General features: G+C 61.8%; 22 protein-coding genes and 1 pseudogene. 8 read left to right on the plus strand and 15 right to left on the minus strand.

What is annotated here, in order from left to right; translation table 11 throughout:
• Positions 1 to 759: 759 nt before the first annotated feature.
• A complete protein-coding gene (locus ORI60_RS40015) occupies positions 760 to 1,008 on the plus strand; it encodes a hypothetical protein (RefSeq protein WP_266043213.1) in 249 nt (82 codons plus the stop codon).
• A 63-nt stretch (positions 1,009 to 1,071) separates the two neighbouring features.
• On the plus strand, positions 1,072 to 1,245 hold the full coding sequence (locus tag ORI60_RS40020) for a hypothetical protein (RefSeq protein ID WP_266043214.1): 174 nt from the start codon (positions 1,072 to 1,074) through the stop codon (positions 1,243 to 1,245).
• Between the two features lie 538 nt (positions 1,246 to 1,783).
• Here the strand turns inward: ORI60_RS40020 and ORI60_RS40025 are convergent.
• The 7 genes from ORI60_RS40025 to ORI60_RS40055 all read right to left on the minus strand — a co-directional run bounded on the left by ORI60_RS40025 (position 1,784) and on the right by ORI60_RS40055 (position 10,298).
• Positions 1,784 to 1,912: a hypothetical protein gene (locus ORI60_RS40025; protein WP_266043215.1), complete on the minus strand. Its 129-nt coding sequence runs from the start codon at positions 1,910 to 1,912 to the stop codon at positions 1,784 to 1,786.
• An 11-nt stretch (positions 1,913 to 1,923) separates the two neighbouring features.
• Positions 1,924 to 3,363 carry a hypothetical protein gene (locus ORI60_RS40030; protein WP_266043216.1) on the minus strand — a complete coding sequence of 480 codons (1,440 nt, stop codon included), beginning with the start codon at positions 3,361 to 3,363 and terminating at the stop codon, positions 1,924 to 1,926.
• A complete protein-coding gene (locus ORI60_RS40035) occupies positions 3,348 to 3,728 on the minus strand; it encodes a hypothetical protein (protein WP_266043217.1) in 381 nt (126 codons plus the stop codon). The genes ORI60_RS40030 and ORI60_RS40035 overlap by 16 nt, the downstream gene beginning before the upstream one ends.
• A complete protein-coding gene (locus ORI60_RS40040) occupies positions 3,725 to 4,054 on the minus strand; it encodes an alcohol dehydrogenase catalytic domain-containing protein (RefSeq protein ID WP_266043218.1) in 330 nt (109 codons plus the stop codon). The genes ORI60_RS40035 and ORI60_RS40040 overlap by 4 nt, the downstream gene beginning before the upstream one ends.
• Positions 4,042 to 5,535, minus strand: coding sequence for an aldehyde dehydrogenase family protein (locus tag ORI60_RS40045; protein WP_266043219.1), 1,494 nt, complete (start codon positions 5,533 to 5,535; stop codon positions 4,042 to 4,044). The genes ORI60_RS40040 and ORI60_RS40045 overlap by 13 nt, the downstream gene beginning before the upstream one ends.
• Positions 5,536 to 5,735: 200 nt before the next feature.
• Complete coding sequence (locus ORI60_RS40050; RefSeq protein ID WP_266043220.1) at positions 5,736 to 7,733, minus strand: hypothetical protein; 1,998 nt, start codon at positions 7,731 to 7,733, stop codon at positions 5,736 to 5,738.
• A gap of 1,386 nt (positions 7,734 to 9,119) precedes the next feature.
• Entirely contained in the window at positions 9,120 to 10,298 is a 1,179-nt protein-coding gene (locus ORI60_RS40055; protein ID WP_266043221.1) for a beta-1,3-glucanase family protein, read from the minus strand.
• Positions 10,299 to 10,678: 380 nt separating this feature from the next.
• Here ORI60_RS40055 and ORI60_RS40060 point away from each other — a divergent pair, with 380 nt between their 5' ends.
• Positions 10,679 to 10,963, plus strand: coding sequence for a hypothetical protein (locus ORI60_RS40060; RefSeq protein ID WP_266043222.1), 285 nt, complete (start codon positions 10,679 to 10,681; stop codon positions 10,961 to 10,963).
• Between the two features lie 763 nt (positions 10,964 to 11,726).
• Here the strand turns inward: ORI60_RS40060 and ORI60_RS40065 are convergent.
• Complete coding sequence (locus ORI60_RS40065; protein ID WP_266043223.1) at positions 11,727 to 12,992, minus strand: putative adhesin; 1,266 nt, start codon at positions 12,990 to 12,992, stop codon at positions 11,727 to 11,729.
• A gap of 1,931 nt (positions 12,993 to 14,923) precedes the next feature.
• On the opposite strand from ORI60_RS40065, the gene ORI60_RS40075 reads away from it, so the two are divergent.
• Entirely contained in the window at positions 14,924 to 15,667 is a 744-nt protein-coding gene (locus ORI60_RS40075) for an IS5 family transposase (RefSeq protein WP_266043224.1), read from the plus strand.
• 177 nt (positions 15,668 to 15,844) lie between these two features.
• On the opposite strand, the gene ORI60_RS40080 is transcribed toward ORI60_RS40075, so the two are convergent.
• Both ORI60_RS40080 and ORI60_RS40085 read right to left on the minus strand, forming a co-directional pair.
• On the minus strand, positions 15,845 to 16,972 hold the full coding sequence (locus ORI60_RS40080; protein ID WP_266043225.1) for a hypothetical protein: 1,128 nt from the start codon (positions 16,970 to 16,972) through the stop codon (positions 15,845 to 15,847).
• Positions 16,973 to 17,410: 438 nt separating this feature from the next.
• Positions 17,411 to 17,590, minus strand: a complete 180-nt coding sequence (locus tag ORI60_RS40085) for a hypothetical protein (RefSeq protein ID WP_266043226.1) — start codon at positions 17,588 to 17,590, stop codon at positions 17,411 to 17,413.
• Between the two features lie 474 nt (positions 17,591 to 18,064).
• On the opposite strand from ORI60_RS40085, the gene ORI60_RS40090 reads away from it, so the two are divergent.
• The 3 genes from ORI60_RS40090 (at position 18,065) to ORI60_RS40100 (ending at position 21,978) form a co-directional block, all read left to right on the plus strand.
• The gene (locus tag ORI60_RS40090) at positions 18,065 to 19,693 is read left to right on the plus strand and encodes a putative adhesin (RefSeq protein WP_266043227.1); all 1,629 of its coding nucleotides are present in this window, start codon (positions 18,065 to 18,067) and stop codon (positions 19,691 to 19,693) included.
• A 114-nt stretch (positions 19,694 to 19,807) separates the two neighbouring features.
• Entirely contained in the window at positions 19,808 to 20,896 is a 1,089-nt protein-coding gene (locus ORI60_RS40095) for a PLP-dependent cysteine synthase family protein (RefSeq protein ID WP_266043228.1), read from the plus strand.
• Positions 20,897 to 20,937: 41 nt separating this feature from the next.
• Entirely contained in the window at positions 20,938 to 21,978 is a 1,041-nt protein-coding gene (locus tag ORI60_RS40100; protein WP_266043229.1) for a hypothetical protein, read from the plus strand.
• Positions 21,979 to 22,808: 830 nt separating this feature from the next.
• Here the strand turns inward: ORI60_RS40100 and ORI60_RS40105 are convergent.
• The 5 genes and pseudogenes from ORI60_RS40105 to ORI60_RS40125 all read right to left on the minus strand — a co-directional run.
• Positions 22,809 to 22,976, minus strand: coding sequence for a hypothetical protein (locus tag ORI60_RS40105; protein WP_266043230.1), 168 nt, complete (start codon positions 22,974 to 22,976; stop codon positions 22,809 to 22,811).
• A gap of 9 nt (positions 22,977 to 22,985) precedes the next feature.
• Positions 22,986 to 23,189 carry a hypothetical protein gene (locus ORI60_RS40110; protein ID WP_266043231.1) on the minus strand — a complete coding sequence of 68 codons (204 nt, stop codon included), beginning with the start codon at positions 23,187 to 23,189 and terminating at the stop codon, positions 22,986 to 22,988.
• Between the two features lie 22 nt (positions 23,190 to 23,211).
• Positions 23,212 to 23,724, minus strand: coding sequence for a helix-turn-helix domain-containing protein (locus ORI60_RS40115; protein WP_266043232.1), 513 nt, complete (start codon positions 23,722 to 23,724; stop codon positions 23,212 to 23,214).
• A 192-nt stretch (positions 23,725 to 23,916) separates the two neighbouring features.
• On the minus strand, positions 23,917 to 24,054 hold the full coding sequence (locus tag ORI60_RS40120) for a hypothetical protein (RefSeq protein WP_266043259.1): 138 nt from the start codon (positions 24,052 to 24,054) through the stop codon (positions 23,917 to 23,919).
• A 70-nt stretch (positions 24,055 to 24,124) separates the two neighbouring features.
• Positions 24,125 to 24,820 (minus strand): annotated as a pseudogene (locus ORI60_RS40125) (IS630 family transposase); the annotation flags it as partial.
• A 369-nt stretch (positions 24,821 to 25,189) separates the two neighbouring features.
• On the opposite strand from ORI60_RS40125, the gene ORI60_RS44840 reads away from it, so the two are divergent.
• On the plus strand, positions 25,190 to 25,633 hold the full coding sequence (locus ORI60_RS44840; RefSeq protein WP_416234571.1) for a peptidase inhibitor family I36 protein: 444 nt from the start codon (positions 25,190 to 25,192) through the stop codon (positions 25,631 to 25,633).
• The last annotated feature ends 723 nt before the right edge of the window (positions 25,634 to 26,356 follow it).

Here is a 26,356-nt window from a genome sequence, read left to right on the forward strand (position 1 = left end):
ACGTTAAGCGAGCCGATCGATCCAGTTGTTTCCTCCGAGAGCTACCCGTTCGGGCCGTTCGGATGCGGGTCATGCCAGTTGCCGGGTCGGGCGAACGCCGCGCCCGTTCAGGTGCCGATCCGGCCCCAGAACTTGTGACTCCGCGGTGCTCAACGTCTCTCATGAGGATCGGCGTGGTGGGCGCAGGTGCGATAGCGGTGTGCCTGCTCGACGCGCTGTCCAGGTCCACCTCCGTGCCGCGCAGGTGACGAAGTTCGGCGACTCGGACGTGCTGTGGCGGGGTCGCGCGTGCCGGCATGACCTGGAAGCGGCACGCATCAACACGCCGCCGCGGATCATGTACGCGCAGAGGGGACCCCCGCGCATCTCAGTGCTGGCCGCGCAGGGACGAGTACAAGATCGATCCCTGGCTCAGTTCCCCGATCGTGTCGCGATCCGGATACGGGATCTGTCTCGAGGAGTGAGCGAGGACCGCGATCACCATTCTGGGGGCAGCGCGGCTGGCCAGCGCGGATGGTCGACGAACGGGTGGCCGGCTGGGGACCGCTGCGACCTGTGAGCGGGAAGGTGTTCACCGTTGATCACACGGTGCTGTAGGTCGGGCCAGAAACCCCTCCTGGCCACTGCGCCCTGGCGGGACTGCCGGCTACGTGGCGGATCCGTTCCCCTCAAGGTCGAGCTGATCCCGATCCGCCGCGGTGCGACGGTGGCGGGTTACCGGGCAGCAGCAGGCCCGACGTCGGGAAAGTGTTGTGCACCTTGGAGGAACGCGAACACACCGGAGTGATTTCACTGGTGCGGATGATCTTCGGGGTGGAGGATGCGGTGCTGAAGCTGCGCAGGCATCTCGCCGAGATCGATGACGACCGCAGGCGCGCAAGGTTCTGGTCAGGACTGCGCACGCGCTCATCGGCCGACGTGGCCACTGCTGACGGCCTCCGACCGATGGTTCCAGTCGAACGACGTCCGGCGGATCTCGATGTTCTGCGCGCCGATGGTCCCGATTGAAGCGGACGTCGCGGTGAGGAAGTTCGACAGCGCCCAGCTGCGCCTGAACGGTGGTGTTCGCTGATGTGGAGGTTTCGGATCGAGACTGACCGTGAGTTCACCGCCGATCACGTCGTCACCGCGGTCAACGTGGTGCCTCGGTCGGGTCTCACCCATCACCGGGAACGCGTGATGTCCGCCAGCCTGGAGGAGTGTCTCGCGATCATGTGCGGTGAGCGTTCCGGGCGCTGGACGTAGGGCGCCCTTTGGACTTTCAGGAGGGTTTACATATCGTCGAGCTTCGTGTCGTACGTCGGCAGGTCCTCGCACACGGCTACGAGCAAGTTGCTTCAGTCGAACTGCGGTGCTTCCAGTTGGTTGCGGCTCTTCAGGAAGCGCGATGTACCTCTCGCACTTGGCGCTGATCACTGCCTTCATGTCGCCCGACTCCGGGAGGATCTGCTTGCCGGCATCGTTCAGTGAGTGGCAGAAGCAGTTCTCGTAGAATTTGGTTTCGCCTGGCCCTGTCAGGTAGTCCCACGGGTCAGTCAGTAGAAGACCTGCTCCCAGGTTGTCACGACCTCCTACCGGGCATCGGGGAGCGTCCTCAGAACTCCAGGAAAGACTTGCCGTTGTCGCGCTGCTCCAGGAGATCCCACGACGTCGTGATGTCTGCTTGGGCTTCGGCCAGCTGTGGACGATCCGCGTCAGCATCGTCAACGTCTCCGCACAGAGGATCACAGGCGAGGACGTAGAGGTTGCCTGGCTGCTGACGCGATCGAGAGCGGGCAGAGGGCTACATCAGCGTGGTCGTCTGCCGGTCGAGCAGCTCGTCGTTCGCCGCGAGAAAGTCACCGATGAGGTTGGGCGGGACGGACGTGTCTCCGATGGCGGTCGCCCCGTGTCCCGCGACGCAGAGATCCAAGTCGGCCGTTCTCACACCACGTTGCCGTCGAAATCCACATAGTAAATGCTGCTGTCGTAGTGGTACTCGGGGTTGTAGGCGTCCAGCGCCGCGATCAGTGGTTCCCGGCTCAGCGGTTGCTTCCACACGTCCGGGCTCATGAGAACCAACACAGATCTGTCGTCGGAGACACCTGCCATCAACCTGCGACGGTTGATGGCCTCGTACCCACCGCTGCCGTGCCAGCCTCGGATCTCGTTGAAGCCACCGGCCTCGCGCGGCTGGCACAGCACGATCATCGTCACACAGTCACCCATGTACCCAGTGCACATTCCCCGATAACCGCTGTTTCGTGTGATGTAGGGGAATTGTGTCTCGTTCTTGGTCTGCTGGAACAGTACGTACCATTCGCCGGACGGGGCGTTGGCGCTGAGCTGAGTCGGCACGAAGTCTGGATATTCTTTAAAGCTTGTCTTGTCGCTGACCCCGGAGTGGTCGTAGTCGTCCTCGCTCTGGTTCGACTGAGCCTCGCGAGTCTTCACGTGAAGGTAAAGTTCGATGTAAAAGAGTTCGAAGAGCTCCTCCCGTCTCGCGGGCTGGATCTCCTGGCTCAGGAAGTCGTCGAGCTTATGGTGTTCGGTGAGATTCGAGAAGTCGATCTCCTGCTGTTCGAAGAGCCAGCTGGCGAAGCAGTACAGCAGGAGTTCTTCCGGATTTTTCTTCTGTGCTTTGAGATCTTCGGAGCTCAGTTTCTCACTCAGGGTCCTCCAAGAGAGGGCCTCGGTGTCATCGCTGCTGACGCTGGCGTCCGAGCTGACCGAGCTGGATTCGCCGGATGCATAGCTGTAGTGATAGTGGTACCAGTCTGAGTAAAATGCCATGTAGTAGCTGTTCAGCTCGCTCTCGGAGATCCTCAGGCTGGCGCTCATGTATTCGGCGGCGGTTGTTGTTTCGTGCCATTCGTTGAGAAAGTCCGAGCCTGGGTCGTGATGATTGAACCAATGATGAAAAGACCGCATCAGCACATCGAAGGAGTCATTCTTCGCAATCTCGTGGGTTATCGAGCGAAAATGGCTCGCTTCTGTCGGGAAGTCCGCTGGATCAAGGTCCTTAAGGTGGTCTTGCCATCTCATTCTGATCGTCCTTCTCTTTGGATCCGGTAGTGATTTAAAAACGTTCGCATGTCGATCACTGAACTCGTTCAGGCCTCCGCTGCTTCTAGGTTGTTGAAACTTCGTCAACGTCACGCACGAGATCACCTCGACATCGGAGGCGATCTCGTGCCGGTCGCAGAAATCCAGCATTTCCTGGGATCCGAGAAGACCGCCAACAGGGGAACCTAATACGCTTCTCTGCTTCGAGACGAGCGCTGTCAGGCGTATCTTCCAAGACGAGTTGTCCGAGGTCTCCAGAACGGTCATCGTGTCGTTCACCGCCAGGAGTTCGATCAGCCTGCTTAGGTCGTGGGGCACGGTCGTGGTGTCGAGACGAAGCTGAAGGCCTCACCGCGGGTCGCGGTCTGCGCCTTGTTGCCAAGGCAGAACACGTCCTCGACTCCCCTCCGACTTGCCTCGTCGAAGTTCTCCGCCGAGGTCACCGCTGTGCTGAACCCGCCGTACATCGCACGTGCGATCTTGACGGCGATCTTCCCCAGGAATCCGGCGCCGACCAAGCGAACCGCAGGCGCTCCGCGCTCCGCGTTTAGACGTCGTGACGAGTAGGCAGTAGCACCTGCGCACAACAGCGGTGCGGCCCTGCTCAGCGACAGGTTCGACGGAACACGGCGAACAAAGCGTTCGCCCACCACCATGTTTGACATGAAGCCGCCGTAGGTCATGATGCCGCTCGGTCACTCGGTGGCCTTCCCAGCAGCGCGCGAGTTCGGCAGTAGTCGACGCGGCCAACGCCCACATAATCGCCGGTGCCGAGTCTGCTCACCTTCGAGCCGACACGTCCAACCATGCCGACGACCTCGTATCGGGGCACCACCATGTAGACGGTGACGCCCAGGTGAGTGAGCACCTGGTGTAGATCGAAGGTGCGGACGTCGCAGAACAGCACCTCGATTACCACGTCCGCCGGAAGCAAGGATTGACGCCACACTCCGAACGGGCAGGGTGACCCGGTGGCGTCGAACGCCGCGCACGCCCTCACCTCGACCATGGCTGGCTCCACGCCGCCGGTGCCTCAAACGTCCCGGACTCGGACCGGACGCCCGGATCGGCTACGCGAGGAAGCCGAAGTTCCTGAGAGACGAGGAAATCGTCCAGCGCACGGCTGTCGTCCGCAGGAGTCGTGTGGGAAACGAGCTGTTCGCCCAACGGCTCCGCGGCCCAGAAACCTCCGTTGACGTCGACGTTGCCGGCGCGCAGCCTCGACGCGACCAGGACAGCCCTGCTGATGTCGCAGGACCAAACGGTCGCGGAGGTCGTCCACTGGGAGGCGTTGGCGAGCGCGATGGCGTCGACGTCTCCGAGGTGCGGTGAGATTGACAGGACCGGGCCGCGGAAGGCTTCGCCGCCCAGGGCGGCGCCGCAGTCCGCCATCCCCAGCACCGTTGGCACGACGAAGTAGCCGGAAGTTGTTCCCCGTGGAGGAGCGAGACCGCCGGTGATCACCACGGCGTGGTGGTCGACCGCCTCGGAGACGTGCCGGAGAACCTCTTCCTTGTGCCGCGCGGAAACCTGTGGACCCATTTCGGTGGCGGGATTGTGCGGATCACCCACGACGAGTGCCTCCACAGCTTCACGTGCCAGCTCACACGCCTTCTCGTACTTCGGCTTCGGGACCAGCATCCGGGTGACGGTTGCGCGTGAAGGACCGGTCGTCATGCAGCTCCGGACCGAGCTGTGGACCGCCGAGTACAGGTCGGCGTCGTCGAGGACGACCGACGTGCCGCAGCTGTGGTGTTCGGAGCAGACCCTGTTGCCGGTGCGGGAGGCGATCTCACCGACTCGTCTGCTGGTGGAGGATGATGATCCGGCGAAGGCGATGACGTCGACGAGCGGGTTGCCGGCGAGAGCCTCACCGGCTTGCCTGCCTGAGCCCGCGACGAGGTTGAACACGCCCGGTGGGAGGCCAGCTGCGTCGACCGCGTGGGCGAGCGCGAACGCGTTGAGGGGCGCGAGCTCGGACGGTTTGAGCACAACGGTGCAGCCGGCGGCCAACGCGGCCGCCACGGTCAACGCAATGTGGTGCAGAGGGTCGTGCCACGGCGTGATCACTCCGACCACACCCGCTGGGCGGTGGAAGGTCAGCGAGCAGTGGGACAGCTCAGGCTCCTGACGGTGTCTGGCGAGATCCGCGTACGACCGCCAGTTCGCGACGGAGCGCTCGAGTTCGGTGAGCCGGGCGCGGCGGATCGGCATCCCGCATTCCGCCGTGACGAGCTTCGCCAGGTCGTCAGCCCTGTCCTCCAGCAGCAAGGCGATCATGTCGAGGTGTGCGGCCCGTTCGGCGCCGGTCGTCCTGGACCACGCCACGAGCGCCCCGGCCGCGGCGTCCACCGCCGCCGTCACGTCCTCCGGGCCACCAGCGGACACGAGACCGGCGACTTCTTCGGTCGTGGGGTCCAGGACCTCGATCACGCCGGTGTCCGACTTGAGCCAGCGACCTTTGATGTAGTGGTGAGTGTGGCGTCGCACGGTCGCCCTCCGATCTACCAGCGAGGTACGCCGTGCGTGTTCGGCGATCCTCGTGATCGCCGCAGTGTCACGAGTTCCTTCGGCCACCGCTGTGGCCCACGGACCGAGGATGACTCTGCTCTCAGCGCGGGAACCGCTCAATCCTCATCGGAATTCCCCAAAGTGAGGCGGTTGGTGAACCTTCGGTCACTCGTGCCCACTCAGTTGAACTGAACAACGTCCTGCTGCTGCAGGTCATGCTCGAGCGATTGGATCTCTGATTCATTCAAAATTGTCAAAAGATAGGCCGCGACCATTACGACTACATCCCGGTTGGCCAAATCAAGGCTCTCATGGCTCCAGTGGACGTTGATTTTGTAGTCCGAGTTCACTGCTGGTTTGGTGCTGCTGGCCTGGTTGTTGTCCGGGTTGACGAGATGCGCAAGCTCCTCGTCGGATCGGGCCTCTCGAAGGGCTGCGGCATCCTCGATGATCGACGGAGAACTGAATCTCTCCAGGCACCACTTGGCCGCGCTCGGTGCCTGAGACGACTCAGCTTGTTGTGGCTGGGTCGGGTGAGGAAGAGCGTCCATTTCGATCACTCGGACGTTGCCTTCGGGAGACACTGAAACGAGGGCGTTGGTGTCTGCGGTGGTCACCGCCCAGCAGTTGTACAATCCGCCTACAAAGGTGAAATCGCGGGGTCCTGGAGGCAATGAGACTCCGATCTTGTGATCGGTCGAGGTGCCGATCGGAGCGTCGATGTAATGTCCGGCAATCAAGTTTCCGCTTTTCTTTGCGCGAGAGTTCGCGTTCTTCAGGGCGGTAATGAATCCCTTCATCGCCGTGTTCTGAAATCTCATTCCGGTCTCGCTCAGCCATGCTTCCTTGCCGTTCACCAGGATGCGGTAAGCCTGGTGCGAATTGCTGAATTCGAGAACTTCGACCTCGCCCTGGAACGGCTTCTTGTCGTAAGCGTCGTTCAGCAGTGCCAGGAGGGCTTGTCGTTGCTCGTCAGTTGCGGTCTGTCGGTGCACGACCGTCGACGTCCCAGCAGCGAGGCTGGCTGCGAATCCGGCAGCTGACACGAGCGGCCCGACCGGAATGGCTGCCTGACCTACGATTCGTGCGATGTGTCCGACCGCAGACGCGCCAGAAGCGGTGTGTTTGGCGACCATGTCGCCGACGTTCGCGCCTCTGTTCACGTAGCCAGCTTTTTTGATCTCTTTTCCTGGCAGTTCGGACTGTCGCTTACTGACCTTGTCGATGTTCTTTCGAACGAAATCTTTGTCATTGGCGTGATGGCGGGACAGTCCGTAGTTGACGGACTCCTGGACGATCACGGATGCAGTGCCGACGCCGCCGGAGATGAAAGGGCCGACTCCCGGAATCATGCTGACTCCTGGGAGGAGTGTCGTGGTGATCGCGCCGCTGATCTTAAAGATGTCGCCCAGTGTCGGGTGAAGCTCGGGCATCTGAGCTTTCGCCTGGTTTCTGGCGTGTTTCTTGGCGGCGGTAAGGTAGTTTTCGTACAACTTCTTCGTGCGGAACGCGTATTTGTTGAGTGCTGAATCGAGTTTCTCTGTGATCTCCTCCAGTGCTGTGCCGGAGTGGTTGTACGCGTCTTTTGCGGGACCTTCTAGAAGGCTCACTTCGAACCAGAGCGAGATCAGTTTTCCGGCTGCTTCGGTTGCGATTTCTCCATATTCTGGGTGATCTTTGATCCCGTTTAGTAAGGTTATCAGTTCGCCATGTTCCCGTTTTGTGTTCTCCAGGCGAATTAGTTGCAGCTCTGATTTTGACAGATTGAGGCTGGACTTGGCGACGGGTGCGTCTACTCCTGTGGCCAGCGCGGTCGCGACATGTTGGGGTTCTTCTCCCAAAACCTCCGCTTGCCGTTCGATCCAGGTTTTGGCGTTCTTGCAGGCAAGCGAGAATTCAGCGATCAGGCTCCGGAGCAGTTCTGTCTGATGTTCGGTCAGTTTTTGCTCGGCTGCGCCTTCAAAGGCGTAGCCGATCGGACGCCGTTGCTCCTTGGGAAAGGATTTGCTCTTCAGCCAGCGCCGGAACAGTCGCAGCCAGCCCGTGTCCTGGTAGAGGTCCGCAGGCTCGCGATGGACATCTTCGTTCATCACGACGCGCTTGATGTCCTCGGGCGGCACCGTGCTTTCTGAGTTGGGCCCCAGCCAGGCGGGGTAGTCGTACATGGGGTCGCTCACCGCACGCTCCGATCTGTCGTTCGACAGGAACGAGTCGATGCCATCACACTCACCCGATCGGCCTATGGCGTTCTGGATAGCCTTCCGGGCCGTCGCGATGCCTTATCGCGCATGTGCGTCTCCTGGAGTCGCCAGGTGCCCGTGTCCGCCAGGCCTGTCGCACGAGGTTCCACGAGTCCATCGTCGACGGCGGGGCGTTCGGTCGAGGACCTCCCCGATGATGGCCGGCCACCGTCCGGAGCAGCAGGTCCTGGCCGGATCAAGCCTGCTGGTGCTCGTGCCGTGGCCGCCTCGCTGAAAGGCTTTCTTGGTCAATCTTGCAGCCGGGGCGATGACATCGCTGGATCTGAGCCCTGACATCGTCGCGTTGCCGTCCATGCAACGCGAGCTGGGCGGTGGCTCTGGAATGGCGCAGTGGACAGTGTCCGGCTACGTCCTGGCTCTCTGGCTTGCGCTCCTCACTGCGGACGCCTGAGCGACATCGTCGGCTGACGCAGGACGTGACGGATCGCGATCAGCGCGTTCGTGTGCACCAGTGCCCTTGTCGCGCGGCTGGCGCGCCGACGGTGATCATCAAGGCCAGGACGCTGCAGGGACTGTCCGCCGCCGTGCCCAGTTCCCAGAATCCCAGGTTGATCCAGTACCTGTTCGAAAGCCGGGAACACGCGGGCGTGCAGAGTGCACGGGTGCGACCGTTGAGCTGTTGGCCGCAGTCGGCCGGTGCTGGGGGCGTGATCCTGTCCGGGTCGGTGGCGGCTCGACCTGGCGATGGATCTTCTGCCTCACCATGTTGCTCGCGCTGCTGATCGTGTTGCTGTGGATCCTCGCCACTACACGCGCGTCTGGAAAGCGTGCGGGGCAGGGTCGGCTCGTGGGCCTGGTGTTGCTGGCGCCGCGATGTACAGCGCACTGGCGTCGATGCGGTGCGGCACGCACGGCGCCGAGAAGTGGGTGGTGTTGTTACTGGCTTGTGTGCTGGGTTTGCGTTCCTGAAGTGGGAAGCGACAGCCACCGCACCGCTGCCGATCTGAAGCTACTCAGACCCACGCCCGGCGAGGCGTCCGTCCGGGGGCGACGTCTTCGGAAGCTTCGCGGGCACCTTCGTGGCGATGCAGATCTTCTGCAGAAAGTCCGTATCCAACGCCTGCCAGGACGACCGATGGGGCAACCTGTTCAGATCGTCCTTCGCGGCCTTGATTCCAGGAGACTCATTTCTGTCCAATGCGTTTGGTGAATTTTGAGTCGAGTTTCTTGCTCGGTCAGTTTTGGTCCAGGTGCTGCTGTCGAGTTGTCAGCCGGTGAGTGGACCTTGCAAGGATTCTTCGAGGCGAAGATTGCAGGCCAGTTTCACTGAATTTCCAGGATGGAACAGGTCGACATGCCCGCCTAGTCAACGGTGAGCGGCGTGATAGTGATGCCGGCCGCGTGCGGTGTGGCGTCGTGGACGATGGATTCCTGGGCAAGGACGTCGTCGAACGCGAATCCGTATGCGCGGCCGTCCGCCATGTTCTCGTGGATGACGCGCGAGTAGTGATCGGTGACCGTGCCCTTGTAGAAGTCAGCTGACGTGCCGCTGGGCTGCAGGTCATTCGACTCGAGTGTGGAGCGGTGGAGTGCCGCGCAGAGTGTACGGGCGATCGGACCGACCATGTCGTCGTTGGGTGCGGCCAGCGCCCCGTCGCAACGCCAGACTTCCATCGTCGACGGCTTGCGGAACTCTGCGACTCTCCTGCCCGACACATCGGTGAACGACAGCACGTCACCCTGTGTCCGACCGGTGAAGCGGATGGCGGGGTTGCTGGTGAACGGTGTCACCACGAGCGGTTTGGCAGCGTATTCGGCCCAGCTGCGTTCGATGTAGCCGTCGAGGTAGCGGGGATCGAAGACGTCGGCGTCGGTGCCCCGTGCAGGCGACAGCACCCGCAGTACGGATCCGTCTTGTGCACGCTGAGCCAGCCTGCCCCACCCAGGTTGATCGTTGAGGCTCTCCACGATCTTGTGCCTGCCGTCGGGGACGAGCTCACCTGCGCGGCGGGTGGAGCCGTTCTGGCTGGTTACCGCTACTACGTGTGGAATCGCGAACTGGTCGACCTGCGAACTGTTCAGCCACAGACCGCCGCTGTCGTAGGTCAGCTCGCTCCAGTCCAGTAGGACGCCGTGGTTGGGATCGCTGGCGGTCCACGGCGCCGGTTCGACGAGACCGCCGGTGGTGAGGAAGAACTGCAGCTTGTCACCGAACGCCATGTAGACCCGTCCCGCGAAGTTGCGCGGAACCATGAGCGTGATGCTTCCGCCGTCGGCCGGACCCGGGATGGAGGCGTCTGGAGCCGGAATCGGCGGAGTCTTTCCCTGGGGCCAGGAAGTGAAGGTGCCTGTCGAGTTCAGGTGACCACGCCGGTCGTCGTGGCCCAGATCTGTGCCGACTACGTACAGGTAGAGGGCGTCGTGACGTCCGCTGTTGTTCGTGATCGTGACTGGCAGCGGCGGGTCATTTTCCGCAGCGTGGACGGGCTGGGCGCCGCCGAGAACCGACGCGGTGACAAGCGCGATGCAGGTCTGAAACACGAGTCCGGTGCGGGGGCTACGAATTCGAGATGAAGAACACAAAGCTAGCGGCCACATTTCTATCGGGGCGTAGAGATGCTGGAATGGTCTATTTGGTTCTGATCAAAGTACCATGAATCTCAGGACTTTTTTGTACGTGGAGGTGTTCTGCTCAATTTATCGAGCAAAAATGCTCACGCGAGAGTAGTGGGACTACGCATGTCCGGCGCGGGTGATTCTTGCGGCCGCTTACTCGCGGCAAGTCGTTGATCCTTGAAGAAGAAGATTCCTGCGCCCCGAATTCATCTTTTGCGCGATAGTATTTTCGGCTGCCGAAATCGTTGAAATAAATGCCATGTTCGTGCGATATTATCCAGTTTGTCTGTGGGTATCCAGCTTGATTGCTCCAAGGGCTGGCCTACGAAGAGGATGTAGGGCTGCCCCTTGACATCGACGCCATCTCGATGATCCTCGGCGTGATCGGCAAACCACGCCGCCGGCCACGGCAGCTCTACGTCGACCGTAGCTACGACCACGACAAGTACCGGCGCCTGATCCGCACCAGCCGGATCGCACCCGTCATGTCCCGCGGCGTCGGCATCGCTCCGGGGCTCGGCACGGTCCGCTGGCCGGTCGAACGCACCAGCCCGAGTGCTGCACGGAATCCGAACCTCAACGATTCCTAAACGCACGGCAAGTTCGACAGCGCCATCTCCGGGCAAGCACTCGACGAGTCGTGCACAGCCTGAGAACCACATTCAAGGTCATTCCTGTACGAGTCGGACAGATTGACGGCGAGCACATCGAAATGCCCGTTCACCGCCAGACGACAATCCCGCCGACTCGAAGTTGTGCCGCCACAGGCGGGTTGATCGGCCCGCAAAGGTGATCACCCGTCCGGTGACGGGTCACGGCCAGCATGAACTCCCTGCGGGTGCGCCGTCCGGAGAAGGTCACAGCTGAAGGCTCGTCGGTCCCTGCGTCCTGCGACGGGCAACCAGCGAGTCACCGGCGACCAGGGCGCACGGAATGAGCACGCTGGTGACGAAGCGGTCGGGACCGCGGCGGTGATCGCGGCCTGATCCTGACGATTCATGTCGCCCGTCCTCGTACTGCCGATTCCCTCGAAGACGATCGCCCGTGCCTGAACGACGGTTCGGCAGTAGTTCGTTCGCCGGAGCCATGACGAGCGTGGCTTCGTGCAGTTCCTGGCGTCGGGAAGTGGCGCGTACTCGGCAAGGTCCGCTATCGCCGCCTGTTCGACGTCTGTCCGGGCATCATCTGGCTTTGCTTCAACGAACCGATCGCATGTCAACCTCGAGCAGGTGCCGATGGGGTCGATCTAAGGGGAATCGGCGGGCGGCCGCTCGGATGCGGCTGATGATGGGTTCGAGTCAGCCACGGCCTTCGTCCACCGACGACTTGAACGTGCGACCTTTCTGAGGATTATCACAACACGAAGCTGACTTCAACCCGGAAGGGCTTGTCTGCTGATTCTCTCTCCTTTTTCTCGTAAACTACTTGATGGTCATCGTTGATGACCATTTCATACTCGTGGCGTCCATTCAGTAGCTCATCGATATATCTAGCAGCGTCGTCACGCGAGAAGTGCCCGAGAAACTCAACTCTCGCCGTCATGTCCTGTCTGTTGCCGTGAACTGCGCAATTGGGGTTCACGCCAAGACCTCTAGGTGGTGCGTACCAAGCGTAATTATCAGAATTCGCATATCGTACATCCGACTCGTAGGCAAGCGCTGGTCCGGACCCTTTAAAGTCACCTATCAGGAATGGTGCTTCGATCACGTCCGGCCGATGCCAGCAATCGAAGTGGAACGAGTTCGTGCCGAGTATGCCGTACTCCAGTAAATCGATCGAGATCACCTTGAGGGAATTGATGTCGAAGTTCTCAACTTTGGGGAAGTCGCTGTAACCAGTATCCTGCAGTACAGTGACAGCTGGATTGAAAACCGCATTGTCAACAGCGGTCCCCATTCTCTTCGTAGGGGCTTCGATGAGCTCTCTGGAAATCCCGTGATCCAGCAGAAACCATTTGATGGCGTCGTTCATGAAGAGATGGCGCCGAGTATCTTGATCGTAAGAAAGAAAAAGACTCTCCAGGTACCCTTCGCGGGCCGCTACGTCAAATTCACTCAAGACAGCGTCGTAGCCGCGGGCGAACCTGTGACCTGGAAGGGCTTCTGCAGACAAGCCCTTATCGCGGTTCTTCCGGTAACTGGGCACCCGGGCTCTCTCTGCGGCGTCGAGTCCGTCAGATTCAGCTCGGGCATTGACGCCGATGAACGCACCGCCCTTTTCTTTCAGGTTGAGTGCAAGGCATGCTCCCCAGTGCAGCACGTTGCAATCACTCCATCTGCCGTCTGCCAGGACGTCGCCGAGGTGGACGGGCTCGTCGCTTTCCGGAAGGAGGAGTTGCTTATATTTTCCGGCAAGCTCATCGATTGTCGAGATGTCAATGGTGTCGAGGCGGTCCGGGGGAGACAGTTTATAGTTTGGACATGTGCTCCCGCCATGAACCACCCACCGTTCCAACTTGCTCAGTTGGTCGCCGAGAGTCTCGACGAGCTGCCCAACTTCATCCGGCAGCAGCTTCGCGAATTCAGCGTAGAACCACAGCTCTCGATCGGCCGGCAGCTCGATGTAGCCGTCTTCAGGGCTCCAGCTCCCGTGCCCCGAAAGGATCAACTGATATGTCAACTAAATCACTCCTTCAAATTTCTTCTTCGACTTTATCGAGGTGACCAGGTCCATGATAAACGGAAGGGCGCCTTCGGTCCTCACCTGAGAAGGCAGACTTAAGGGATGCGGTCCGGAAAAGCGCGCCAGTACCGCGCAGTGAGTACATCCTGACGACCAGTGCACGCCAGCTTTCCTGTAAGACCAAGCTTGTTACGCCGCAGAATCTCGTCACAGGTTCACCTCCTGTATCGACCTTGTTTCCGCAACAGTGCAGGCACCAGGAACTACGGATAGTTGATGCCCACTCGGTCTAGAAGCCGGGCGGTAGAGGCACGTGACGGCGAATGCTGCCGCGAACAGGTTGAAGCACAGGAGATCGGAGACCGTCGAACCTGCGGTGGTGTCAGCGGTGCACGTTTCCGTCACATCGTTGAGCGTGCGGTGAAGTCGACATGAGTGCGACGCGTCTCCTGCCCAGTGGCCAGAGGATCCGATCTGCCGCGTTTGCGGGGTCTTCGTGGGCTGGCTCGGTCACCGACGGCGCAGCGGGGAGTGGCTTGGGGCAGGTGCAGCGCGTTGTGTCATGGGCGCTGTCCGTGGGCCTGGAGCCGTCGAAACTCTTTGAGCCAGGCGAAGGTGCATTCGACCGGCCAGCGGACTGTGCCGAGCCCCGGAGCGATGTGGACGCCGCGGGGCAGTGACTGGTGCGATCCGGCTGGTGCGGATCAGGCGCGGGTTCTTGTCGTGGTCGTAGCCACGGTCGGCGTAGAGCCGCCGTGGCCGGCGGCGTGGTTTGCCGATCACGCCGAGGATCGTCGGGATGGCGTCGATGAGCGGGATCAGCTGGGTGACGTCATTGCGGTGCTCGCCGGAGCGTGACGGCCAGCGGGACGCCGATGGCGTCGGTGATCAGGTGGTGCTTGGAGCCGGGCTTGCGGCGGTCGACCGGGCTCGGCCCGGTGCGGTCCCTCTTTGAGCGCGCGCAGGTGGGTGGAGTCGACCAGGGCGGCGGACAGACCCAGCAGCCCGACGGCGCGCAGTTCGGCGAGCAGCAGCGCATGCAGTTGCTGCCAGACGCCGGCCTCGTGCCACTCGGTCAACCGACGTCAGCAGGTCGAACCCGAGGCACCGAACGAGGAGGTAGGCAGACGGTTCCAGCAGGTTCCGGAACGCACCGCGTAGAGAATGCCTCCAACGCATCCCTTCATCGGCACGTCTACGGCCCGGAGAGCGAAAACATCTCAGTGACGTCGGGATCAACGGTTCCAGCCGAGCCCACAGCTCGTGGGTCAAGGCCTTTTCATGCACAACGCGATCTTGGAATGTCCTGTCCCACAGACAAGGCCAAACGCCAACTTATTTTGCACCGGTCACTTAGTGCCTGTTTCCGAGCTACTGAGGTTGTGTGAGTCGTCGGACGGTGATGCGGATCATCGACCATCGGACCATTGCTTCGTGGTGGTGGCGTAGTCGTTCGTAGTCACGGACGCAGCGGTGGTGGTTGGTGATCCATGCCAGGGTCCGTTCCACCACCCATCGCCGTGGCAGCACGGTGAAGTGCGGCAGGTCGGGCCGTTTCACTATCTCGAGGGTCAGCGCCAGTGTCGTGCGTGCCCAGTCGAGCAGGGGTCCACGAGCCGACGCCGATCGAGTAACTCCGTTTCCCTGGGGTGTCCGATTCCCCTTGCCGCGACACAGATGTCAGTAAGGAGGGCACCGCTACTTCGAGCAGGCCAGACCCCCTTTTAGCCACTCCTCGCGCGGTGCTCAGCGAGACGCATGCCATGAGTGCCTGTTTCCGAGCTTGATCGGGTGAGTGCCATGTTGTGGGCAGACGAAGGAACTCCTGGTAGATCGGACGTTGTCGAAGCGCCGCTCTGCCAGGAGTTCCGTTGTTATCGTGCCCGATCCCCGCGGGCGGTTCCACCGCGGGGCCCGCTTGTTGCCGCTTGGCCACCACCCATCAGCCCAGTCCACGGACGAACCGATATCCCACCGACCTCACCGACGCCCAGTGGGCCGAGCTCGATGCGCTGCTGCCCGCCCCGGCCTGCCTGGCCGGTCGGGGCGGACGATGGGAGAAGTACTGCCGCCGGCTGATCGTCGACGCGATCCTCTACGTGGTCGACAATGGCATCAAGTGGCGGGCCCTGCCCGCCGACTTCCCGCCTTGGCCCACGGTCTACAAGCGCTTCACCGCCTGGGAGAAGGCCGGTACGACCCAGCGACTGCTGGACGCACTGCGAGATCGGGTCCGGCTGGCCGACGGACGGGCCGCCGCGCCGTCGGCGGCGATCATCGACTCCCAGTCCGTGCGCGCCGCACCCACCGTGGCCGCGTCGACTCGCGGGTACGACGCGGGAAAGAAGGTCCAAGGACGCAAGCGCCACATCGCCGTGGACACCCTGGGCCTGCTGATCACGGTGCTGGTGACCCCGGCATCCACATCGGACAGAATCGCCGCCCGCTCCCTGTTGCGGCGCCTGCGATCCGCCGCGGGCCGGCGAGTCCGGCTGGTCTGGGCCGACGGCGGCTACACAGGAACCCCTGCTCGACTGGGCACGCACGACACTGGCGCTGACCCTCGAGATAGTGAAACGGCCCGACCTGCCGCACTTCACCGTGCTGCCACGGCGATGGGTGGTGGAACGGACCCTGGCATGGATCACCAACCACCACCGCTGCGTCCGTGACTACGAACGACTACGCCACCACCACGAAGCAATGGTCCGATGGTCGATGATCCGCGTCACCGTCCGACGACTCACACAACCTCAGTAGCTCGGAAACAGGCACTTAGAGGCGTAGGTGCGGGAGCCGACCGCGGCTGTGGGGTCGACAAGGCGATCCGCCACAGCCGCGCTCTGAGCTCAGCTGAGGGACTTGGAGCCGGTAGGGGAGAACGGGCAGTTGGAGGTGCGTTCAGCGGCCGTCATCGGTCGCTGGTCGAAGAGGAAGTTCACGGCACCTTCGTCGATCGGGCGATGGGCGACCATGGACTTCGTCCACTGCTTGTTGTACCAACTGGACTTGTCGAGCTTGTCGTAGTTGAGGGTCCACATGCCGGTTAGTTGTTGTTCGGCGATCGCGCTGCGCAGGATGCCCAGAGAGCCGGGCTTGAGCTCGTGGGTGGCGTCGTAGGTCTGTTGCTGGGTGGTGGCGAACTCCTGCCCGAACGCAATGGACAGCGCGGACTCGAGGTTCACGGGCAGAATCGAGCCCGAGCCGACCGTCACCGACAATGTCTGGCCGAAGGAGTAGGTCGACGACCTGGTGATCGAGTCGGAGAAGTTGACCTGCTGGGGGAGCGGGCTGCAGTTCCAGCCCATCATCACGTCCTTCCAATGCCTGGGGATGTACTCCAGCTCGCCCTCCTGTTTGAACGTGCAGCGGACCCCTGGCGCGCCCTTGCCGCACACCTGGGCCGCCGTGGAGTCGGGCATACCACCGTGCAGGGACAGTCCGCTCGTGAGGTTGCGGTGGGGGGCCGCGAGATCGGCGGCCACCGCGACGCCGCCCAGCACGTTCTTGGGGTTCTCCTGGCCACGACCGATGTCGCGGAAATGGGTGTCGTAGCAGTTGTTGTACGGCGCAAACGAGTTGATGCGATCGTTCCACCAGCTGTTCGGCGTCAGTCGAAGATCCCGGACGATGCGTTCCTCGCCCGGCTTGCAGGCGGCGTCGCCGTACACCACGAGCGAGTGGCCGCGCCAGTCCGGGCGTTCGAACTCGATCGAAAGGATCTTGCGACCGGCGCGGGAGTTGTTGATGGACCTCGTGATGGTGTTATCGAGAATCGCGCTCCGCGGGTCGTTCCGGTACGCGGAGGCATTGACCGTGCCTCCGGACGCAAACGCGACCGCCTGGTCGAAGTGAGGGAAGCACTCCGCTCCGATGTCCGGTCCCGCGGCGGTCGTGGCGCGGATGGCGCAGTTCAGCACCGGGCCGCCGTCGGTGGCGCCAGCCGGCAGGCCGGTCGCGGCCAATGCGGAAACCACCGCGGCGGCAGTGAAGGACGTGCGCCTCAACATTTTCTTCATTGAGCATTACCTCTTCTTGAAAAACGCGTGTTGATCCACAGCGGACCAGCGGGTCGTCTGCGTCGTCAAGAGGTGTTGTTGAGTTGCTCACAGCGCTGGGCAAGTGTGCCCAATGTGATGGGCACTGTTGCCTGGAGGCTTGTTTAGTCTGCGAGATATACTTGTCGCCCACTCCGGTTGGTGTCTTGCGAATGCCGATTTGAATCTGCGAAGTAGTTGAGCACCGCGACCTCACGAGATTGAGTGCCATCGATTATTTTAAACCGTCCGGTGAATCGCTGTCGCGTCGCTCGTGGCCGCCTTTTCCCGGCCGATGATACAAGTATCGATGTTCAGCGCAGGGGTCGCTGCATTGATCAGCGGAAGTCGTCCGAGCTTGCCGCCCCATTTCTTGAGCTAATTGACGGCCTTGCTCACGTTCACCTGACTGGACAGCTGTTCGAGGCGGTCTGCCTCCAGCTCGGGGTCGCGCTCAAGGTAACCAGAGTAGGCGGGGAATGCGCTCATCGGCTCGTCTGCGGGCTCTGGCGGGGGTGCGTCGCGGTCGGTGAAGAAGCCTTCGCGAAGGATGGCCAAGCCCTGATCGCAGGACAGCGGCAGGTGTTCTGATTCGAGGCTTCTCCCACTCTCTCGAAGCAATCGAGTATTTCTTGCGCAGGTTCGCCGGCCGTCCGCTCTTTGGCGTCCTCGCAGTTCGCAATCTCAGTCGGCAGCAGCTGCGCGGCGTGGTGCCAGAAATCCCACGGCTGCTGGCCGAGTTCGCAATCGCATGAAATCGCCTATTTCCTTGGAGGAGCTCGCATCTGACAGGCGTGAGGTCGAAACCTAGTTTAATCCGAAAGAATTATTCCGAACGGCTGCTGTTGCTTCATGAGCGGGCAGAACAGGTGTCTGACGGGGCGCGGGGAGGTCATCTATTTCGGATATTCGACCGTCCCTTTCGGACGTTGTTGGTGCGTCAACGGGCAGGCCGCTGGTGCTAGGCATCACACGTCTGTGGTTGGTCTGATCGATGGCGGATGCCACGGCGTGTGGATGTTAGGTGGAGAGATGACGGTCTACCTGGTTGGTCATGGCGAGTACAGCGGTTCGCCCGTTGAGGTGCCGATGGGGAGACGAGTGTGCGTTTACGCCGAGGACGGTACTTATTTGGCTCAGTACACCGGTATGGCGGTCATCGAGCCAGGCAACGAGGCATGTTCCTGGATGAAGGAGTACGCCTCATCCGGCTCCGCTGTGGCCAAAATGCCGAACTACGAACTGAAGCCACTCGACGACAACGAGCTACAGCGATTCATGACCGTTTACAGCTCCAAGATCAACGTTCAGTTCGTCGGCCAGGACCTGGTCGGCAGACTGTGCAACGGCGGTTCGTGCGCGAGTTCTGTGCATGAGTGCGAGGAGCACCTCGGAAAGGCAAAGGTGAAAGGAGAAGCTTGCGATCGCCCGCGTTGTTGGGGAGGTGTGCATCGATGTGGTGGCCTGTTCGCGAAGATCGACGACATTGACATCCGTCTTGTCTGCTGTCTCGTTGCCACCGCGCAGGTCGGGCTGACGCAGAAGTTCACCACCGAGCTGTCCGGCACAGAGATCAAGCACGACGAGATGGGAGAGCGAGCCCGAGAGATCGCCGCCAGGCTGGTTGATCCCCGGTCCACTGCCGCAGAGAGCGCGATGGCGGAGTTGAGGGAGCTGGAGAGCAAGGATCCGCAGAATGTCGCGAAGTTGCTCGCCGCCAGCCAAAGCCTGCTGATCAGAGCCAACATCTACTCTGCGTTCGAATTCGTGCGGAGCGGCGTCACAGCTGATGCGCTCAATCACTGGATCGACGGTCTTCCGGAGGCCATCCGTGGCCCGGTCATCGAGAAGTTGCGGTCTGCCGACGTGGTGTCGCCCGACGCTCAGGACGGTGTTCCGGCGCACCTGGACTTCATGCGGGCTTTTTCGGTGCTCAGCCTCGACGAGCGGGCCGAGAGGTGGAGGCTGATCGAGTCCGAGCGAAAGGAAGAACTGCGCCAGAACCGGGCGATTCGGGCCTGGGAGGAGCAGCTGCTCGCCTTGATGGACGCGATGCGCGATGCTGTGCAGAAGAAAGATGTGGCACAGGCGCTCAACTTGCTCGCGATGGTGAGCGGAGGCGGATCGTCGCTGTCCGAATCGGACTCAGTCTCTCTGGCGGACACCAAAGACGCTGTGGGCTGCAGGGAATTGGCATTCTCCCGGCTCGAGTCAGATCAGGTCGACCGGGCAGCGGTGCGTGGCAGATTGACGGACTCGGCTCTGCAGATGCTGGCGAATCTTGGTTACACCGATGAGTATTTCTCGGCTCCTGTGACACCCGTCAGGGAAGTCAGGAAAACGATGCACGGACTGCCCTCGCCATCGCAGCATGAAGTCTCTATGGACGCTCCTCCAGATGAGGTCTTCGACGTCGAGCTGGCGAACCAGCTCGTACTGGCGGACAACGAAGTTCAGAACGAGGCACGCAGAGTCTACGTCTCACGGTACGGCGGTAAGATCGTTTTCGGATTGGAGAATTCAGAACTCGCCGAGGAGTCTTTCATCATTGAGAACGACGGTCTCGATCAGTTGATCGTGAGGTACGATCCGCAGTTGCCGAAAGAGGATCTCGTCGATGCGCTGGCGGAGGCCGGCTGTTACCTCGATTTCAAGGAGTGAGCTACTTCCCTGTCGTAGTGTCGGTAGGGCATGCTGCCAGTTTCCTTGGGGAATTTTACTCAATTCGCTTGGTGAACGGTGCTGTCTTTGAATTCTCTTGCCTAAGGTGGAGGTGTGCAGGACTTCGAAAGATTTGAGCCGCGCACCAGAGAATGGGTGTGCCGTGCCGTTTCCGTCATCGAGGCGGACACCAGGCGCAGTGCTGACACGCACCTGCTGCGCCTTCCTTTGCCGCCGGAGTGGGGGATCGATCTCTACCTCAAGGACGAATCCACCCATCCGACGGGATCGCTCAAACACCGGCTGGCGCGTTCGTTGTTCCTCTACGCCCTCTGCAATGGCTGGATCGTCGAAGGCACGCCTGTGATCGAGGCGTCCTCGGGCTCCACGGCGGTGTCAGAGGCCTACTTCGCACGTCTGCTCGGCATGCCCTTCGTGGCCGTCATGCCCCGTTCCACGAGCCCGGAAAAAGTCGCGCTCATCGGCAGGGAGGGTGGCCGCTGCCACTTCGTCGACGACCCAGGTGCCATCTACGACGAGTCCCGGCGGCTGGCGGCGGAGCTCGGCGGCCACTTCATGGATCAATTCACCAACGCTGAGCGGGCGACGGACTGGCGCGGCAACAACAACATCGCCGAGTCGATGTTCGAGCAGTTGTCCCTGGAGGCCGCGCCGGAGCCGGAGTGGATCGTTGTCGGCGCCGGCACGGGCGGCACCAGCGCCACCATCGGCCGCTATCTCCGCTACCAGAAACTCCGCACCCGACTCGCCGTCGTGGACCCCGAACACTCGGTCTTCTTCGACGCGTGGACCGAGCACGACGCCGGGGTGGTGGGCGAGCGGGGCTCGCGTATCGAGGGCATCGGCCGCCCGAGGGTTGAACCGTCGTTCATCGGGCAGGTCGTGGACCGGATGATCAAAGTTCCGGACGCCGCGTCGATCGCGGCCGTCCGGCACGTCGAACGGCTGCTCGGGCGCAGGGTCGGCGGCTCGACGGGCACGAACCTGTCGGGCGCCTTTCAACTCGTCGCGGAAATGCGTGCCGCGCAGGTGCGGGGAAGCGTGGTCACGCTGCTGTGCGACAGCGGCGAACGCTACGAGCACACCTACTACAACGACACCTGGGTGGCGGCGCAGGGCCTGGACCTCGCACCCCACCTGGCCACCCTCACCCGGTTCTACTCGACCGGCGTCTGGCGCTGAAACGGAGAGGTCCCTTGCCACGGAAGCTCGTTCCTGCCGCGGTGGCAGTTCTGGCGGCGGCTGCGGCCTGCGCGGCGCCAGCCCTCCCTAGAGGTCAACTGCCCACGTCGGCCGACACCGACCACGCGGTGAACCGCGCCCTCGACTACCCGTACGAGGCGGTGACGGGGTCGTACTTGTTCGTCAACGGCGAGAAGTACGACTACGTGAGCACGGGTCACGATGCGATGCGGGACGGGCAGGTTAGGAACGAGCGCGGCGAGGTGGTCACGGTCGAGAGCCTGCTGACGGGCAAGATCCCGTCTAGGGGAGTGACCTTGCCCGCCGCGATGGCGGGTAGGTCTCCTGTGATCGCTTATGGTTCGAACCGTGCGCCGTCCGCGTTGCAGCAGAAGTTCTCCGGGCCGGACTTCGACCGGGGTTGGTCCGCAGTGCCGGTCATCAAGGCGACCTTGTCTGATTTCGAGGTGGTGCACGCAGCGCACTACTACGGCAACGGCAATCTTCCCGCGACCATCCAGTACGCGAAGGGCGCGCGTTCGGAGGTGTTCATCACCTTTATGGATGATGTGGAGTTGGCGCGGATGCACGCGACCGAAGGGCTCGATCCGGATTCTCCGCAGAGCTGGTACCACTACGCCAAGCTATCCAATGTGGACGTTGAGTTGGACGGTGGTGCGAAGCTCGGCGAGGCCTTCGTCTACGTCGACAACTACGGCGCGGTCACGGTGGGCGGGGAGACGTTCGCGCTGGCCAAGGTGTCGGGAAGTCCTGTGTCGCCGCAGCGGTCGCAGGAGGAGGTTCTGACGCTGACGCGGCCGTTGGTGGAGCGGCCGGTGTCGGGTGCCGATCAGGGTGTGTGTGATGTTTATGGTGGGATCCGCAGTTTTGTGTGCGTGACCTACCGAGATCCGTGTGAGCGGGTTGCTCGAACTCGTGAGCTGCAGTCCGGGCATTCCACGTCATTCAGCGTTCCGGTTGAGTCCGCGATCAGGTACGAGGTTATCGCCGGTTCCAGGGTGCCGGGGAATCCACGGACCTACCGCGGGCCTCGATGTGAGTCTGACCCGGATGCGGGCTGAGTTGATAGCATCGCACATTCGATTTCTCTCAAGAGTCAGCAAAGTGGGTTAGAAGAGTAGCAGTGTTCGCTAAAGCGGATGATTTTTACGCTGTCTGGCCTGGTTTTCGCTTAGCTTCGAACTGAAATTGACCGAGGCGGAGGTCGCGGCATCGCGTGTGCCGAAATTGATGTCCGTGTATGCATCGAGAATGAAGTGTCCGGGATTGCTGGCCTTTGGGATGGTGCAGATCTTCTCTGTTGCTGTTGATCTCCCAGGCTGATGCACCACTTTCTGTAGTCCACCTCACTGTGCGCAGATTCGGAGGTCGGCGATCGTGTTCTCGTTTGACGAGGCCCTCAGGTTCCGAATTTCTAACCGGAGAAAGTGTCCTGTGCTGGGGAAGTGTCCTTGGCAGGGCTGGACGTAGTTGCGTGTTGTTGCCGTCGGCGCAGGGTTCGCGGCCTTTGTGGGCCAGCACACATACCCGCTGGCGTGCGACGATGAGGCTGAGTGCCAGTGACAGTGCCGCTAGCAGACCGAGCCGTTTCTGTTCATCGTCGTCGACTTCCCGATCGTGGTGCAGGTGAGTTGTCAGCAGGCCTTGGAAGAGTAAAGATCGCTCAAGCCGTCGGCGGACGGTCACGACGTCACCGCCTCTAGTAGACCGTCGCTTCTAACCTTTGGAGTAGAGGTGGCGGAGTTGGGTGCGTGTGTCGTCGGTGGTGAACTGCCAACGGACTCCGCGTTGGTGGGTTGGTGGTGTTGCCAGCGCGGCGAGTTCGATGTTGAGGGTGTCCAGGTCGCTGATGCGGCGGTCGAGGCATTGTCGTGACAGTGCGAGAGTTCGATCACAGCGATGTTGAGCCAGGATCCGTGTTTGGGGTGTGGCGGATCTCTAGACGCTGGGCCAGGGCGAAGGCCTCGCCGGGTGGGAAGGCGTCGTAGAGCGAGGCGATGCTGTGGGTGTTGAGGTTGTCCATGACCAGCCGCACGGTCTCGGCGTCGGGATAGTCCACGGTCAGCAGTTATTTGACCTGCCCGGCCCAGTCGATCTTGGTGCGCTGGGCCAGGGCGTGCACTCGGCGCCACCCGCGCAGGGACTCGGTCCATACGAAGATCGAGCAGGTGTCGCACCGGACGTATTCGCTGTCCTGGCAGGCATCGCGGCCCGGCCGCGCCGGCAGCGGGTCGCGGACCTCGCTGAGGAACTGGAAGGGTTTCTCGTCCATGCACACGACCGGGCGAGCGGGATCATAGGGCCGGGCGTAGACGGCGAGCACGTCTTCCATGCGGGCGGCGAACTCCGCGTTGGCCCGCGGCGGGATGTTCCAGCACTTTCTCAGATGAGGACGCATTTCCGCTTTTCAACACCCGTCCAATGATCGAGTGATCCAGGTTCGGGATGTCCTCGGTGAGCTCGACGTGCTTTTCCAGTAGCCGCAACGACCATCGGGCATGCCCGGCCGGCGGCTGTGAGCACGCCAGTGCGATCAGTCGGGCTTCGACCTCGCCGGTCGTCGGCGACGGCACCGGAGGCAAGTCACGCTTTTTGCGGCCGATCGTGGTCAGGACATCGCCGCCGGTCTCGGCGAACCGCCTGGCGACCAGCCGCAGCATCTCGCCCGAGACCTTAAGCCGGTCCGCGATCACTTCCTTCGGATCAGGCTCACCCACCGAGGTATCCAGCGCGAGCAGCACCCGCGCTCGCCGGATCGCCGACGCCGAGTGCACGCCCGTGGTGGTCAGCCGGAGCAGCTCTTTCACGATCCCGCGCCGACAACGTGACCGGCCGTTTCAACTGGGAGGCCATCACGACAGCCTCCCAGCCAAAGACTCCATGACTAAGCAGCGGCACGCTACTAGTGGTGCGTCGCGCAACGTTGACCGGGTAATGGGTCCAGGTGCCGATGGGTGAGTCGGAGCGAAGCCGATCATGGGCTGGGCGCGGGCGTTGCATCAGCAGATGTAGGCGGCGATCGCGGCATTTTGTTCGGTGTGGCTGCGGTGATCGGTGCCGTTGAGCGCGAAGTAGCGCAGCGCGGCGAACTCGGCCTCGATCCAGGTCAGCCAGGACGCATAGGTCGGCAGGAACACCAGTTCGACTCGGTCGCTGGCCGCCCCAGTTGCGGACGTCGGGATGGCGGTGCGGGGAGAAGTTGTCCATGACCAGATACAACTTCTCGCCCGGCCAGCGGGCACGCAAGGCTTTGAGTAAGCCAAGGAACTTACCGTGGCGTTTACGGGACCGGATCCGGTAGAGGATCTTGCCGGTGGCCAGGTCGAGCGCGCCGAGCATGTGCATCACGCCGTCGTAGCGGTTGTAGGTCGCGCGTACTCGGAGCGGCCTGGTCCGCAGTCGCCAGGCTTTTCCTTTGCGGGGCATGAGGTTCAGCGGCCCGAACTCGTCCACACAGATCACCCGCCCGTCCTCGGGTGGATGGTCGTAAAGATCCAGGATCCGGTGCATCTTGGCCAGGAAGCCCAGGTCGGTCGAGGCCTTCCAGGAGGTTGTGGTCTGCCAGGAGACACCGCCGGCACGCAGAATCTGGCGCAGCGTCTCCCGGCTGATCGCGGCGATCGTGCTGCGGTCGAGTAGATGCTCACGCAGCTTCGTCAGGGACCAGGTGGCGAACGCGGTGATGCCCCAGTCGGCGGGAGACGTCCTGGCGATCAGGCAAACCCGCTCACGGATCTGCTCACCGATCGTCTTCGGACGTCCCCCGCTCCATTTTGGATCAGCGCGTCGAACCCTCGCTCGTTGAACGCACCGGATTACGCGCGGTCCTACTGATCTGCGCCAGCTTCCGGCCGTCCTCCATCGACAACGGCCAGACGAACACTTCCGGACGACGAGCCACAACCACCTCCCGCACTCGACATGCGGAACCAGCCTGCCGGTCCACTCAGACGATCAATTACCGGGTCGACGTTGCGTGACGCGCCACTAGCGATCGATCAGCTCGTTCCACTCGGCCAGCGACCCGACGTCCGGCATAGGAACGAAGTGATTGCGACGAAGCCAGCTGATCTGGACCTCGAGGCCTTCACCAAGGCGTCAACCCGCACGGCACCCCTGCGGGCGAACTTTCGCCCTGCTGGGAACCTTTTCGGGCACGCGATCAGCCTCATCCGAAAGTAATTACAGGCAAGCGCCTTCCGCATCCACCTGTTTGAATGAGTGCGGAATTTCCACAGGGTGTATTAGTGCACGACTCTTGAAAGGAATCAAATGAAAATCTCACGACTAGCCCTTGTTGTCACCTTTGCGCTTGGGTCTCAAATCCTTACACCTTCGTCCGCAAACGCTAATGTTGATGGAGGCTGCCTGGTTGGAGAAGTCTGTGTATGGGTTAATTCCAACTGGGAAACGGATCACGACGGGAATAGGCTTGCTTTTAGATACGACATCTACGATATGCGTAACGAGCCCCGAGACGCCAACAATAATGGAATCGAATTTGACGACGGAGGAGCAACATTTAATGATGTGATCAGTGTTATCTGGAATAGGACCAACCAGCCAGTCTGCTTCTGGGAAAATGTAGCTTACAGCGGATACAGAATGCATGCTGCCGGACAGCAAAGAATTACTAGCCTTCCGTTTGGTTGGAATGATAAGATCAGTTCCGCCAGGATGGGTCGAGTTACTTCGGCTGGCCTTCAATGCAACTGATGGGGACATCTTGTCGAGCCGGTTAGTGATTGAGCACTTGCCTTCTAGAGCGTCGACGCGAGCTTTTAATATTTCACCGCCTTAGGGTTAACGCGGCGCTGCTCGAGCCCTCTATGTGACCAGCTTGAGCGAAGGCTGCCTGGTCACCGCCGCGAACCGTTATTGCCAAGGGGTTGGACGATTAGTCCTTGTCTCACCCGGATCCACGCAAGCCCGCTCGCTGCAGAATGCGCAGCTGAGCCGGACGAAGATCAAATCGAGTTCCTCGCCGTTGGTTGCGGGACTAGTCAGCGAGTTTGCTCACGATTAGCCACCTGGATCATGTCTGAGGGTGCGGTCCCACGAAGGTCTCTGCTCAGGAAGGGTCGACTCGGTTAGCGAGGATTGTCTGTCTAGGTGTAACAGGCCGAACATGAAGCGGCGTAGCCACCGCCGGCGACCTGGTGAACCGCGAGTTCTATCGACTGAAACCGAACGAACTGTGGGTCACCGACATCGAGCGCCACGAGGCGCTGCTGAACCGAGTGGAGGTGGGAGACCTTCACCGCCGTGTCGTCGCAGCGGCGCGGTGAAGCTGGGGGTAGCCCGATCCCCGAGACGGGGGTGAGGGCGGTAAGCCGCCCCGACAACGCCGGGACGGGCCAGTACTGCCAGATGGTGCGGGCCCGGCAAGCGAGACGGAAAGGCGCACGTGAGGAACCAGCGGCTGAACGCCTCTCAAGA

The organism is Lentzea sp. NEAU-D7, assembly GCF_026242055.1.
Lineage (GTDB): Bacteria > Actinomycetota > Actinomycetes > Mycobacteriales > Pseudonocardiaceae > Lentzea.